Here is a 14,603-nt window from a genome sequence, read left to right as displayed (position 1 = left end):
ATATAAAAAAGACTTTGTGTTTGAAACAAAGTCTTTTAAGCAGTAAAATGTAAAAAGTATCTAGATTTTTAGAATGAGGTTTTCGTCTCCCTCAGTTTGTCTATTTATAGCATTTTTTGGAGCTTCCATCCAACCTGTTTTGTTAATGACAAACTTAAAAAGATGCGTTTTGTCTTTTTCAAATTGTGATTTCGGAATCGATAGTTCAAATGTATTTTTGTTTTTTTGAATCATCTGAAAATTACTGTCATTTGGATTCCACTTGTCAAAGGAACCAGCGATTGAAACACTTTTAACTAAATTAGGGTCTAAGTTTTTATCATGCTCATAAAGAAAGACAACATTATCAGCTATGATTTTATAACCATAAATTCCAGTTTGTTTTTTGTTTTCACTCAATAAATCATTAGAAAGTCTAACAATTGCCTCGCCTAATGCATTTGCAGTGCTTTCGTCACTTATATTTACAATAATTGAAATTCCTAATTGACGTTCCGGATAAATAACTAGCATATTTTGAGTACCAAATGCACCGCCATGTTTCCAACAGTTTTTACCATTTTCATCGACTTGAATATAATCCCAAAAATAACCGTTCCAAGTTGTTGGACTATTTAATAGATTTCGTTGAGATTCTTGGACAATTTTATTTTTTGTATTTAATTCATAACTAATAAATTTGGTCAAGTCACTTAAAGTAGATTTTAATCTTCCTGCAGCTCCCCAAAGATTATCTGAAATCGTCGGCATTAAAACTCCTTTCAAATTATAGCCATTGGCGATTACAGTATTAGGACTTAAATTTATACCACTTGATTGCATATCCAACTTTGAAAAAATATTTTCCTTTAAAAGCGTTTCGTAACTTTTCTGATAAACATTTTCTAAAATATGTGCTGTCAAATTAAGGCTTCCGTTACTGTATTTAAATTTAGTTCCAGGTAAAGTGTCTAATTTAATGGTTTTAAGATCCTCAAAGAAGTTTTTACGAGTGTAATTCTCATCCATTTTTTTGAATGCTAAATAACTGCTGTCATTTCTGTTTTTTCTTAACTCGGAATTATCTGGAAGATCTTTGTCAAAACCAGTTCTAAAAGAAACCAAATCTTTTATTGTAATTGGTGTTCCATTATATTCTAAGTTCGGGTAAGAACCTGTAATATATTTTCTAATATCATCATCTGGATTTAGTTTTCCTTCTAAAACTGCCTGAGCTGCGAGTAATCCAGTAAATAATTTAGTAATAGATGCGACTTCAAAAACAGTATTATTGTTGGCTATATTTTCTTTTCCTTTATCAATTTCTCCGTAATGTCTGGTATATGTTTTTCCATTTCTGACAACGCCAATTGAAATAGAATTCGCTTTTGATTTATTAGAAAGTATTGAAGCAGTTTTATCCATTGCAATAAAAATGCTTTTATCAACGGTATTTTTTTGTGCTAGTATTGAAAAACTTAGACACAAGAATAAAATTGAAATATTTTTTTTCATGCGCGAGATTTTTGTTTTTTGCTGAAATAATAAATAGAAAAACCAGTGGTTTAAGCACTGGTTTTTCTGTTGAGAATTAAATAATTAAGCTTTTTTATTTTCTTTTTCCCAAGCTTTCATGTCTTTTTCATGCTGTTTCATGTCTTTAGCGTGTTGCTTCATATCTTTAGCATGTTGTTTCATATCTTTTTCGTGCTGTTTCATGTCAAGCTCATACTGCTTCATGTCTTGCTCGTATTCCTTCATGCTATTTTCGTAATCTTGAGAGTTATCTCCAAATTTGAATTTAAAGTCATAATTGAATTTCTCCATGTTAGCACTGAATTTTTCCATTGCGATTTCATATTTCGCCATTTCTTTTTCATAATCAGCTGATCTTTGAGACATGATAGCTTCAATTTGTTTTTCATAAGCGTCCATTTGAGGCTCAAATGATTCCATCTGCTTTTCGAATGCTTCCATTTCTTTTTCAAATTTACTCATCGCTACCTTATCATTTGGATTCTTTGGTGCAACTGGAGGTTTTGGCATTTTTGACATGTCTATTGCTGGAGCAGGAGGCAGTGGTCCTGAAGGAAATGAAGGTGGAGATGGAGGTGTTGGAGGAACAATATCTCCGTTACGAACAATTACTCTCTCATTTCTGATAATTATCGGTGTTCTAAAGTTTTTATCAGTATTGATAACAATAGCTTTTGCTCCATTTTCGTCAGTTCCAATAGCAAGCTCGCAATCTTTTATAGCTTGGTCTCCGTCAATTTTGATCGTTTGTTTTTTACCAGAATCTGATTTTACTTTGATCTGAATTGCAGTTAACTCTTCTTTCGTATTTCTTTTTACATCAGAAATTTCAACATCAAGATTATGATTTGCTTTTAATTTCCCTGGTAATTCATTTAACTCTTTATCAGTTGTATTTTTTGTAATCTTGATAGTTTCGTCAGAATCTTTAACGGTGTCTCTTTTTATGATTGCGACATCATCTTGTTTTTTTTCTTGAGCAATTGTCTTTATTTGAAATAAAAGAATAAATGCACCAAGAGCAGGAATTACTGCCGAATATTTCCAGTAATTTCTTTTGTTTGATTGATTTTTGTTTAACATAACAATTCGTTTTTTGATTAATGATTGATAAAAATGATTGGTGATTGCAACACAGGTTTCATGTGTTGTTATTTTTAAAAGCGTGTATTGATACGCTTTTTTGTCCGATATTTTCTTCGCTGCTTCACTATCGGCAATAAATTCAAGATTTTGCAAAATAGCTTTTTTGTAAAGCCATACAATTGGGTTAAACCAAAATAGAATGCAGAATATTCTAGAAATTAAAACATCAACGGTGTGTTTTTGATCGCTGTGCACTTTTTCATGTTCTAAAATGTTTTCTAATTCTGCAGCCGTGTATAGTGATGAGTTATACACGATGTAATCAAAATAAGAGAAAGGAGCAATATTTTCATTGACGTCAATAAATTTAAAATCATCTTGCTGTTCTACTTTTTTCCCTTTTAAAACAGAGTTTAAACTGTAAAAATCAAGTGCAAATTTGGTCATGAAAGCCAAGAAACCAATTCCGTACGCAAGAGCTAAAACTAAATCCCAATTGATTTCAAAACTTTCTTCTTCAACGACATTTATTGTTGTTGGTTTGTACTGAGGTTCATACGCAATAACATCATGATTTGAAGTTGGAATATTTTCAACAGTATTTCTCACGACAACAGGGTCTGGAGCCAGTGTCGGCGGAGCTTCGACCCAAATTACTTTGGTATAGACTACGAAAGGAAGTACAACAGAAGTAATTAATCCGGCGATTAAAAACCAACGGCTGCTGTTAAAAAAAGTTTCTTTGCGAAGTAACAAAATGTAAGCAAAATAGAACATTGCCAACAACCCGCTTGATTTTAAGATAAAAATGAAAAGTGCTTCCATAATATTTTGATTATTTACCTTCTTTTGGATTTTCTATCATATCTAAGATTTCGCGTAACTCATCTGCTGAAATTTTCTCTTCTTTAGCAAAAAACGAAACCATGCTTTTATAAGAACTATTAAAATAATTGTCTATTGCAGTACTCATAAAGCCTTTTCGATAATCTTCAATGCTTACAGCTGGATAATATTGATGAGTATTTCCATAAGCATTGTGAGCAACATAACCTTTCTCTTCCAGATTACGAACAATGGTTGACAAAGTATTGTAATGCGGCTGATCTTCTAAAATCTCTGCTTGAATTTCTTTTACAAAAGCTTTTTTCAGCTTCCATAAAATATGCATGATTTCTTCTTCTTTGTTGGTTAGTTTTTGCATCCTTTATATTTTAAATGATTACTCACGAGTTTCAATTTCGATAACGCCATTTGCACCAGCTTCGCCAAATTGCGCAATTGCGTCTATCCCCTTATACACGTGCATAGTTTTAATGTCGCGAGGCTTTAAATCTTCTAGTTTGAAAGTGCTTGGCATTACATCTCCATCTACAATAACAAGTTTTTTTCCAGTAAGCTTCACATTATTTGGAGTAGAAATGATAATTTTCGGACCGTTTTCAGTTGTTGTTATTGTGGTAACATTGTTGTCTTTATTTGTCGTTACAACAGTGCTAATATTTGTATTAGTATCACTGTTAGTTTTTGTACTAGTAATAGAATTAGTGTTAACATGGGTTTCTGTATTAGTAGTTATATTTTTGTTTTCTGTTGTTTTTGAAGTAACCTTCGCATTGTCGTTTGAACTTACTTTTTTGCTAACAACAATTTTTTCATCAGAAGTTTGAATGCCAGCTTTTTTGCTTCCATCTTTATTTGTAATAACAACTATTCCAAAATCTTTGATAGTTTTATCTCCAACTTGTATTGATTGCGTTTTCTCACTGCCATTAATTACATCAACTTTAATAGATGTTAATAGATTTTGAGAGTTTCTCTTGATTTCAGAAACTTTAAAATCAATATTGTGAATTGATTTTAAGCTTGCTTTAAGTTCATTTAACTCAGCATCTGTAGAGTTTTTTGTTATTTTGTAAACATTTACAGATTCATTTCCTACCGAAACTGCTTTTACATTCTGCTGTCTTTCTTTTGCAATTACTTCAATTTGAAATAAAAATACAAAAGCCGCTAGAGCAGGAATTACAACATAATACTTCCATGAATTCCTCTTTTTTGATTGATTTTTGTTTAACATGACGATTCGTTTTTTGATTAATGATTGATAAAAATGATTGGTGATTGCAACACAAGTTTCGTGTGTTGTTATTTTTAAAAGCGTATACTGGTAGGCTTTTTTATCTAAAATTTTTTTTGCAGCTTCACTATCAGCAATAAATTCTAAATTTTGCATTATTGCTTTTTTATAAAGCCAAACAATCGGATTGAACCAGAAAATGATGCTGAATGCTCTCGAAATCAGTACATCTATAGTATGATTTTGATCGCTATGTACTTTTTCATGTTCAATAATATTCTCTAATTCTGAAGGCGTGTACAGTGATGAGTTGTAAACGATATATTCAAAATAGGAGAAAGGCGCAATGTTTTCGTTTATATCTATAAATTTAAAATCGGCTTGTTGTTTTACTTTTTTTCCTTTAATAATTGAATTCAAACTGTAGAAATCAATTCCTAATTTTATAAAGAAAACTAAAAATCCGACCGCGTAAAGGCCAAGAATTAGAATCGTCCAATTAAAATCGACTGCTTCTTTTTGCGGATCATTTACTAATGATGTTGCGATATTTGTATTAAAATCGGTTGTAGCATCAATCCATATAACCTTTGTGTAACTTACTAATGGTAAAATAGAAGAAACGATCAAGCCTGATAATAAAAACCACCTGTTGCTGTTAAAAAATGTTTCTTTTCGAAGTAAAAAAAAGTAAACGCAATAAAAAAAAAGCATTAAGCTGCTTGATTTGGCGATATAAATGAAAACTGCTTCCATAAACCAATTATTTTTCTTCGTTTTTATTTTCGATCATAGATAAAATTTCACGCAATTCATCTGCTGAAATTTTTTCTTCTTTGGCAAAAAAGGAAACCATACTTTTATAAGAACTGTTAAAGTAATTATCAATTGCGGTTTTCATAAATCCTTTTCTGTAATCTTCAATTGCTACAACTGGAAAGTATTGATGTGTATTTCCAAAAGCATTATGTCCAACATACCCTTTTTCTTCCAGATTACGAACAATTGTCGATAATGTGTTATAATGAGGCTGGTCTTCTGTGATTTCGGCTTGAATTTCTTTTACAAAAGCTTTTTTAAGCTTCCATAAAATCATCATAATTTCTTCTTCTTTGTTTGTTAACTTCTGCATCTTCTCTAATTTTAATTCAAACCTACAACTATTTTTTTAGTTACACAACTACAAAACTAGTTATTTAACTAAAAATTAAGTTGAATTTGAATTTAGAGCGCAAAAAAGCCATTCAAATTTAATAGTAATAAATTGAATTTTAAGGGTTTAAGAAGTTAAAGTTTTTTTATGAAACTTTCTCGTTTGTTAAAGCATTTTTAATCCAAATGCAACATCCGGTTGCAACCACACCAATACTCGCCATAAAAAACCAGTTGATTTGGTAACCAAATCTGGTAATAATCTCAAAGCCAAGTTTAGAACTCACAATGTGTGCAAGACTGAAACTCATTGTATAAAGCGCCATATATCGACCTTCTTGTCCGCGTGGAGCACGACTTAAGGCAAAAGCATTAGAGAATGGAAAAGTAAGAACTTCACCAATCGAAATACAAACCATACTTACAACCAATATTCCAGCCCAGAAATTAATCAGAAGCAAAAAGAAACTAGAAGCCATTACAAAAGAACCTATAATTATGATTCGAATCTTCGGAAAGGCTTTTCGCTCTAAAAACCCAACTGTTGGCATTTCTAGAGAAAATATTAATAATCCGTTTAAAGTCATTAACAAACCTGTTTGGAATTCGCTTAAGCCAAACTTTTCATTATGATATAAAGGTAGGGTGGTAAATAACTGGAAGAAAATCATAGCTGTAATGAAACTTACAAATAAGAAAACCCAGAATATTTTATCATGAAAAACTGATTTTACATCAGAAGCACTTTCAGTTTTATCGTCGTGAGTTGCCTTTTTCTTTTCTTTTACCAATAAAGCAAAAATCGAGATCGAAATAATGCAAGAAGCTCCGTCAACCCAGAATAACCCTGAATATCCCATTCCCATAATAATCAAACCTCCAAGTGCCGGACCAGCAGCAAAACCTAAATTTACAGCAAGACGGACTAATGTAAGCGCGCGAGTTCTATTTTCTGGTTTAGCATAAGCTCCAAGAGAAACAAACATCGCAGGTCTAAACATATCGGCAATGGTCATAAGAACAAACATTGCGGCACAAAGTGTCCAGAAAGTTGTAATATATTGCACAAAGAAAAGAGAAACTCCACTAGTAAATAAACTAAAAATCATGATTTTATAGAATCCGATTTTATCTGAAAGTTTACCGCCAAGCCAAGAACCCAACATTGATCCAAAACCAAATGCAACCATAATCCAACCAACTTGATTGTATGAAAAATGAAGATCTTCTTTTAAATATTTGGATAAAAAAGGAAGAACCATTGTTCCGGCACGGTTGATAAAAGTGATGATGGCAAGAATCCAAACTTCTCTGGTGAAACCTCGAAAGTTGTTAATGTAGTGGGTTAAAGCAGTTTTAAGCATTTTGTTTGATAAATTATCGTCACAAAGTTAGGAAACTTTGTCTCGTTAAGTGGTTGTTGTTTTGTTACTTTTGAACTATTTTTGCAGAAAATTTCTAAGATGAAAACTATAAACGCCATAGCTTTATTGTTGGTTTTTAATTTTGCTTTTGCCCAAAAAAAGTTTAATAAAGCTGATGTTCAAAAATTCCAAAAGAGAATTAATTCAGAATTTGCTGATCCTAAGGCAAGTCCGTTGATGGCTGACGATTTAAAAACTTTTAAAAGCTTAGATTTTTTTCCTATTTCTGAAACTTATTTTGTGAATGCTACTTTGGTAAAAGCTAAAGGCGGAAAAGTTTTTGAAATGAAAACTTCAGGAAATTATACTCCAAAGTATATTAAGTATGGAACTTTAAACTTTAAAATAAATGGAAAAGCTTTTAAGTTGGCCGTTTACCAAAGTTTAGAACTTATTGTTCAGGAAAAATATAAAAATCATCTCTTTTTACCTTTTTCAGATTTAACAAGTGGAAAACAAAGCTACATTGGAGGCCGTTATATTGATTTAGAAATTCCGAAAGGAAATACAATAGCAATCGATTTTAACCAAGCTTATAATCCTTATTGTGCTTATAATTATAAGTATTCTTGTCCGCTTGTGCCTCAGGAAAATGATTTGAAAATTGAAATTAAAGCAGGAGTAAAAGCTTTTCATTAATGGAATATTTCAATTTTCATACGCATCAATTTACCAATCAGTCTAACGTTTTAGAATTGGTTAATCAGTATCCAAAAGATTTTGATGCTACGATTCCGTTTTATTCTATTGGGATTCATCCTTGGTATATAGACGAAAATCGTATTGATGAAGATTTGAAAATTATAGAAAAAAAATTGCAAACTCAAAATTGTTTGGCAATAGGCGAATGCGGTTTGGATAAAAGAATTGAAGTACCGTTTGATTTACAGATTTCAGTTTTTGAAAAACAGTTAGAATTAGCAGAAAAATTTAAGAAACCCGTAGTTATTCATTGCGTTGCCGCTTTTCAAGAAGTAATGGCAATTAAGAAAAGAATGAAAATAAACGTTCCAATGATTATTCATGGTTTTTCAAAGAATAATCAGTTGGCGGAACAATTAATTTCGGCAGGGTTTTATCTTTCATTTGGAAAATATTTATTGAAAAATCCAGATTTAAAAACGGTTTTTCAAAATGTTCCAAATGATCGTTTTTTCTTAGAAACAGATACAATTGAAGAATCAATTGAAGAAGTTTATGAATTAGCCTCTGAATATAAAGAATTAAATTTAAAAGAGTTGCAAGAAGTTATTTTAAGTAATTATAGAAGTTTGTTCGTATTGTAAAATGTGAACAGTTAAAAGTAAAATGTCATTTGTCAAGCTGAGCGAAGTCGAAGCCTCATTCCAATTAGAGCGCACTTCGACTTCGCTCAGGGCGACAATAAGAAAGAATTTAAAACTTGAAACAAAAAATAAAATAAAGAATATATGGCAGAATGGACAGAAAGAGCAGAGCTTTTGTTTACTAAAGAAGGATTAGAAAATTTACAAAAATCTAATGTTTTAGTCGTTGGACTAGGAGGAGTTGGATCTTTTGCAGCTGAATTTTTAGCAAGAGCAGGAGTAGGAAACATGACAATTGTAGACGGTGATGTTGTGGATATTACCAATATTAACCGTCAATTGCCAGCTTTACATTCAACAGTTGGTCAGCCAAAAATTAAAATTGTAGGCGATCGTTTGATGGATATTAATCCAGAATTAAATTTAACTCGTGTTCAGGAATTTCTTTCTCCAGAACGTGCTTTTGAGATTGTATCTCCAGAATTTGATTATGTTTTAGATTGTATTGACAGTATTACTCCAAAATTAAATCTGATCATTGCTGCAAAACGTAAAAGAGTAAAAATTATCAGCAGTATGGGAGCTGGAGGAAAAATGTTGGCGGCTAAAGTAAACGTGACAGATATTTCTAAAACAATAAACTGCTATTTTTCTAAAACAATTCGTAAACGTTTAAAAGAAGCAAAAATCAATAAATTGAAAGTAGTTTTTTCTTCTGAAATTCAAGACGAAAAAAGCTTAAAGCTAACAGATGGTAAAAACTTCAAAAAATCATTCTACGGAACAAATAGCTATATGCCAGGATTATTTGGCTTACACGCAGCCGAAACAGTGATTAGACACTTGCTTAAAAAGTAAGTTTCTAAGACGCTAAGATTCTAAGTTGCTAAGTTTTTTGTAGCTGCTAGACTGAATCTTATTTTTTTTGAACCTTATAAATAGAACTCAAAAGGAACTTTGTCAAAGTTTAAACTTCGACAAAGTTAAATACAAAAGAGAGAAACCTTAGAATCTTAGTATCTCAAAATCTCAGAAACTTAAAAAAAATGATTAAAACAGTAATTTTTGATATGGACGGCGTAATTGTTGACACAGAGCCTGTTCATCGTTATGCCTATTATTTACAATTTTCGGAATTGAATATCGAAGTTCCTGAAGAAATGTATACCTCATTTACAGGATTTTCTACTCGAAATACATTCCAAACTTTAAAAAGCTATTTCCCAACTGTAGAGCAGGAAGTGGAAGATTTGATTCAGAGAAAGAGAACTATTTTTAATGATGCTTTTGACACTAAGGAAGATTTGTATCTTTTGGATGGTGTTGAAGATTTAATTAAGGATTTGTATAAGAACGGATTGCAATTAATTTTAGCTTCTTCGGCTTCAAAAGTAACCATTGATCGTGTTTTTACAAGATTTAATTTACATCAGTATTTTACACATATTGTTAGCGGGGAAGATTTTCCGCAATCAAAACCAAATCCGGCGATATTTATTCATGCTGCTTCATTGTCTGTAGCGCCAAAAGAAGAATGTATTATAATCGAAGACAGCACAAATGGGGTAAAAGCCGCAAAAGGCGCAGGAATTTATTGTGTGGGTTATAGAAGCGAACATTCACATCTTCAGGATTTGTCTGAAGCAGACTTGGTTATCGATCATTTTAACGAATTAAACGCAGAAAAAATATCACAGCTTAAGGCCTGAATTATATAAAATTTAACATTTGTTCCCTGTTTGAATTTGTAAATTTGAAAAAAATTAAACTTAAAATAATGAAGAAACTACTTATTGCTTTAGCCCTGATCTTAGCGCCATTAGCATCAGAAGCACAAGTAAAAACGCCACAAGCAAGTCCGAAAGGATATATTAAGCAAACTGTTGGTTTGACCGATGTTGAAGTTACCTATTCAAGACCGGGAGCGAGAGGGAGAGCTGTGTTCGGGAATTTAGTTCCATTTGGGAAATTATGGAGAACAGGAGCGAATGAAAATACAATTATCAACTTTAGCGATGACGTAATTATTGACGGTAAAACGCTGAAGAAAGGAAAATATGCAATTTATACAGTTCCTAGAATCGAAAGCTGGGATATCATTTTTTATCTTTCTACAGATAACTGGGGATTGCCAGAAAACTGGAGCGATGCTTATGTAGCTTTGAAAACTACAGTAAAAGAAGATGCATTGCCAACGCCTGTTGAAACATTCACAATTGGAATTAATGGTTTAGATCCAAATTTTGGCTATTTAGATCTTGCTTGGGAAAACTCTCATGTTGCTTTAAAATTTGAAGTTCCAACAGCTAAAATTGCTGTGGCAAGTATTGACAAAGCTTTGGCTGGTCCAACTTGGAACGATTATTTTGCTGCGTCTCAATATTTATTTCAATCAAACGGAAATATTGAAACTGCAAGAACTTACGTTGACAAAGCTCTTGATATGAGTTCTGATAAACCATATTATGTATCAAGATTAAAATCTTTGATTCAAGCAAAACAAGGCGATAAAAAAGGAGCAATTGAAACTGCAAAAGCTTCTTTGGCATCTGCTGAAGCCGCAAACAACGCAGATTACGTAAAATTGAATAAAGACAGTATCGCTGAGTGGAGCAGATAAGCTTTTAAATTTTCAAAATATAAATTCCAAATTCCAAAGCCAACGGGTTTTGGAATTTTTTTTGTCCTTTTTTTTAAACCATAGAGCAATAAAGTGAAGATTAATTGACAAACTGTCATTGGAATTTTTAAACTTAAAAAATTGAAATTTTAATTCAGACTTGGTGGTTCAGGAATTCTAACCGTTTTTTTGATTTTCTTTATCAGAAGATAAAAAGTAATTCCGCCCAAAATAATAAGCAATGCAATTTGAAGCTGGCCAAGCACATTGTTTCTGCTATACATAGCGTTTGCAACTGCAAGTTTAGCCTTTCCTTCCTCAATCTGAATTTGAGATAATGCTTCAAGTGTTTTTAAAGCTTGTGCGCTAGAATTAGCAATTTGATTCCAGTTTTTGTTTTCGACTTGTTTGTTTATTTCTTTACAAGAAAGTAAAAACGCATCGAAATATTGTTTCTCTTTGTTGGTTAAAACTGTTTTCGCGTACAAGTCATCGATATCATGAATAATATCGAGTGTATGAATAATTTCATCTTTTTTAATATTGTCGCTTAAATTTAGTTTTTCAGCCTCAGCTTTTATAAAATGAAGTTCTTTTGAATATTGAAAAATATAATGTGCCACAACCAACCTGTCTTTGTAAATGGCGTTGATATTGTCATTTACGTTTTTGGAGTTTCGGAGCGTATTAAAATTCCCAAGCAAAATTATAAGCATTACTATTAACAGAATAAAAGCAGCTTTTGTTTTATTACTGTATTTTTTTTGATCTTTCATAAAGCTTATTTTTTTAGGAGTAACTTACTTATTTCAGTTTTATCGATTTGCCGTTTTATACATCAGCTCAACGTTTTTAATCGAGCTTATTGGAGCGATTTTTATGTGTTTTTGCCCTATTGCAACATAAAAATAATACAAGCTATTTGTACCGAGAAGACAAACTTCTTGCTGTTCTTCGTCATTAAAATTAATTTTATAATTATAATCTAAAGTTTGCTTGTCGATGCGTCCTGAAGTATAATAGCCGTCGGCGATACCAGTTCCTAAAAAGAAAGACAAAAGCACAACTGCCAATGTTCGTAAAGCAATACTATTGTAATAAGCTGTTTTCTCTTCTAAAGAAAATCCTTCTACAGATTTTAATTCAAACATTCTTTGTACAAAAGGTTCTTGATTATTCTTTAAAAGAAATTTTGGAAGATAATAATGGCTGACGAATAATGAAATTACTGCAAACAAAACTATCGGATTTGAACTCAAATACGCGATTGGACTCATTAAAATATCTGTAATTGTAGAGAATTTCAAGATATTTATTCCTAATTGATAATAGTAAATACAGTCTTTAAGTATTCCCATCATGATAAGAAATACATAGCCTAATGGAAGTAACTTTTCAATATCGCTCGAAATTTTCATTTAATTTCTCCAGTTTTAAATTAGTTAGTGGTCCGTTTTACAACTTACTAAAATAATATTTTTTACTTACAAAAAAGGAGAATTCTGCTTGAAAGAAATTATATGTCTAATTTATATAGTTTAAGGAGCTATATCCTGCTGTCCGCTGTATCTATTGTGCCTCGCGAAAGGCACAAAAGGATGCCGCTTCCATCAGGGCTAGGGCATTATGTTTTTTAAGAGCATTTTTTTTTATTTAATAAACATCAAGAAAGAGTATTTGCTATTCCAAAATCACTTCGTTATCATCCGATTTTCCTCTAAAAAATAAAAACTGTAATACAACTGCCAATACAATCGTTAAAATTGCTCCAATGAAATTAAGCCACAAATAACCCAGTTTTTCTTGGCTGTAAATCATAAAATAATAAATGACAAAAATCGTGAGCTGACTTATAATAGCGCTAATGAACATTGGCTTTGCCTGAACTTTTTTAGAATAAAAAGCAACAAGAAAAATTCCTAAAACGGTTCCGTAGAAAATAGAACCAATAATATTTACAAGTTGGATTAAATTTTCGAATAGAGTTCCAACACAAGCAAAAAGTATCGCTATAACTCCCCAAAAAAGAGTAAAAAACTTAGTAACATGTAAATAGTGTTTCTCTGATTTTTCTTCTTTTTGGTTTCGTTTATAAATATCAATTGCAGTTGTAGAAGCCAATGCAGTAAGCCCAGAAGCCGTTGAAGACATTGCAGCCGAAAGAATAACGGCCAATAACAATCCGATAAGGCCTTTTGGCAAATAGTTTAGGATAAAGTGAAAAAACACATAATCTTTATCGTTTGTTTCTGTATGACTATCTGCTCTTGAAATAATTTCTTTCGCTTTATCTCGAAGATCTTTTTCTTTATTGGACAAAGCAACCAATTCTTTTCTTAAAATCGGATTGTCATAATCTTGGTTCAACTGATCGATGTATAATAAATTGATTACTTTTTTGTCTTCTGAAAGTTTGACTAACTTTTCCTCTAAAACGTGATATTCATTCTTAAAAGCCGATTTTTCAATCGCAATTTTATTATTTGGATTAAAATTTAAGGGAACTGGATTGAATTGAAAAAACACAAATACCATAACTCCTGTCAAAAGAATAAAGAATTGCATTGGAACTTTTAAAAGTCCGTTCATGATTAATCCCATCTGACTCTCACGAACCGATTTACCAGACAAATAACGTCCAACCTGAGATTGATCTGTACCAAAATAGGCGAGAGCTAAAAAGAAACCTCCAGTTATACCGCTCCAAAAGGTGTATTTTTCCTCGGGATCAAAAGAGAAATCAACAATATTCATTTTATCGTTTGCTCCAGCAATATGAAGCGCACTGTTGAAAGTCATATCATTTGGCAGATAATGCAGAATCAGGAAAAATGTGATAAACATTCCAGACATGATTACAAACATCTGTTGTTTTTGGGTTACGTTTACCGCTTTTGTACCACCAGAAAAAGTATAGATAATTACCATAACTCCAATAATGATATTCATTATTGTTAAGTTCCATCCTAAAAGCGCAGACAAGATGATGGCTGGAGCATAAATGGTTAATCCTGTTCCTAAACCTCGTTGAACTAAAAACAAAATTGCAGCAAGTGAACGGGTTTTAACGTCAAATCTTTTTTCTAAAAATTCGTAAGCAGTATAAACTTTACTTTTATGATATAGCGGAATAAAGGTCACACAAATCACAATCATGGCAATTGGCAAACCAAAATAGAATTGCACAAAACCCATTCCGTCATGATATGCTTGTCCAGGCGTAGATAAAAATGTAATTGCGCTGGCTTGTGTTGCCATTACAGAAAGTCCTACAGTATACCAAGGTGTTTCATTGTTTCCTAAAATGAAATCTTCGACGTTTTTACTGCCTCGGGTTTTCCAAGAGCCATATCCAACAATGAATAATAATGTGACAATAAGTACGATCCAGTCAAATAGCTGCATAGGTTATGAGTATAATTGCATGATTAAGAAAAAGA

General features: G+C 31.8%; 14 protein-coding genes. 5 read left to right on the top strand and 9 right to left on the bottom strand.

Features of this window, described 5'->3' with window-relative positions:
* Nucleotides 1–60 precede the first annotated feature (60 nt).
* The 6 genes from DM444_RS03480 to DM444_RS03455 form a co-directional block, all read right to left on the bottom strand.
* Nucleotides 61–1,494 (bottom strand): serine hydrolase, encoded by a 1,434-nt coding sequence (locus tag DM444_RS03480; protein WP_111284016.1) that lies wholly within the window; start codon nt 1,492–1,494, stop codon nt 61–63.
* A gap of 84 nt (nt 1,495–1,578) precedes the next feature.
* Entirely contained in the window at nt 1,579–3,426 is a 1,848-nt protein-coding gene (locus DM444_RS03475; protein WP_111284014.1) for a M56 family metallopeptidase, read from the bottom strand.
* Nucleotides 3,427–3,436: 10 nt separating this feature from the next.
* Nucleotides 3,437–3,805 (bottom strand): BlaI/MecI/CopY family transcriptional regulator, encoded by a 369-nt coding sequence (locus DM444_RS03470; RefSeq protein ID WP_111284012.1) that lies wholly within the window; start codon nt 3,803–3,805, stop codon nt 3,437–3,439.
* An 18-nt stretch (nt 3,806–3,823) separates the two neighbouring features.
* On the bottom strand, nt 3,824–5,437 hold the full coding sequence (locus tag DM444_RS03465; protein WP_111284010.1) for a M56 family metallopeptidase: 1,614 nt from the start codon (nt 5,435–5,437) through the stop codon (nt 3,824–3,826).
* Nucleotides 5,438–5,444: 7 nt separating this feature from the next.
* Complete coding sequence (locus DM444_RS03460; protein ID WP_111284008.1) at nt 5,445–5,813, bottom strand: BlaI/MecI/CopY family transcriptional regulator; 369 nt, start codon at nt 5,811–5,813, stop codon at nt 5,445–5,447.
* A 166-nt stretch (nt 5,814–5,979) separates the two neighbouring features.
* Nucleotides 5,980–7,197 (bottom strand): MDR family MFS transporter, encoded by a 1,218-nt coding sequence (locus DM444_RS03455; protein ID WP_111284005.1) that lies wholly within the window; start codon nt 7,195–7,197, stop codon nt 5,980–5,982.
* 99 nt (nt 7,198–7,296) lie between these two features.
* Here DM444_RS03455 and DM444_RS03450 point away from each other — a divergent pair, with 99 nt between their 5' ends.
* The 5 genes from DM444_RS03450 (at nt 7,297) to DM444_RS03430 (ending at nt 11,163) form a co-directional block, all read left to right on the top strand.
* Entirely contained in the window at nt 7,297–7,896 is a 600-nt protein-coding gene (locus DM444_RS03450; RefSeq protein WP_111284003.1) for a DUF1684 domain-containing protein, read from the top strand.
* Entirely contained in the window at nt 7,896–8,543 is a 648-nt protein-coding gene (locus DM444_RS03445; RefSeq protein ID WP_111284001.1) for a TatD family hydrolase, read from the top strand. Before DM444_RS03450 ends, DM444_RS03445 begins: the two co-directional genes overlap by 1 nt.
* A gap of 144 nt (nt 8,544–8,687) precedes the next feature.
* Complete coding sequence (locus tag DM444_RS03440; RefSeq protein ID WP_111283999.1) at nt 8,688–9,401, top strand: tRNA threonylcarbamoyladenosine dehydratase; 714 nt, start codon at nt 8,688–8,690, stop codon at nt 9,399–9,401.
* A gap of 188 nt (nt 9,402–9,589) precedes the next feature.
* On the top strand, nt 9,590–10,252 hold the full coding sequence (locus tag DM444_RS03435; protein WP_111283997.1) for an HAD family hydrolase: 663 nt from the start codon (nt 9,590–9,592) through the stop codon (nt 10,250–10,252).
* A 68-nt stretch (nt 10,253–10,320) separates the two neighbouring features.
* Nucleotides 10,321–11,163, top strand: coding sequence for a DUF2911 domain-containing protein (locus DM444_RS03430; RefSeq protein WP_111283995.1), 843 nt, complete (start codon nt 10,321–10,323; stop codon nt 11,161–11,163).
* Between the two features lie 149 nt (nt 11,164–11,312).
* On the opposite strand, the gene DM444_RS03425 is transcribed toward DM444_RS03430, so the two are convergent.
* The 3 genes from DM444_RS03425 to DM444_RS03415 all read right to left on the bottom strand — a co-directional run bounded on the left by DM444_RS03425 (nt 11,313) and on the right by DM444_RS03415 (nt 14,568).
* Nucleotides 11,313–11,939: an MCP four helix bundle domain-containing protein gene (locus DM444_RS03425; protein WP_111283993.1), complete on the bottom strand. Its 627-nt coding sequence runs from the start codon at nt 11,937–11,939 to the stop codon at nt 11,313–11,315.
* A gap of 39 nt (nt 11,940–11,978) precedes the next feature.
* Nucleotides 11,979–12,581: a hypothetical protein gene (locus DM444_RS03420; protein ID WP_111283991.1), complete on the bottom strand. Its 603-nt coding sequence runs from the start codon at nt 12,579–12,581 to the stop codon at nt 11,979–11,981.
* Nucleotides 12,582–12,843: 262 nt separating this feature from the next.
* Nucleotides 12,844–14,568 (bottom strand): sodium:solute symporter, encoded by a 1,725-nt coding sequence (locus DM444_RS03415; protein ID WP_111283989.1) that lies wholly within the window; start codon nt 14,566–14,568, stop codon nt 12,844–12,846.
* Between the last annotated feature and the right edge of the window lie 35 nt (nt 14,569–14,603).

Source organism: Flavobacterium ginsenosidimutans (assembly GCF_003254625.1).
Classification (GTDB): domain Bacteria; phylum Bacteroidota; class Bacteroidia; order Flavobacteriales; family Flavobacteriaceae; genus Flavobacterium; species Flavobacterium ginsenosidimutans.
This window is presented reverse-complemented; position numbering and strand designations above follow the sequence as displayed.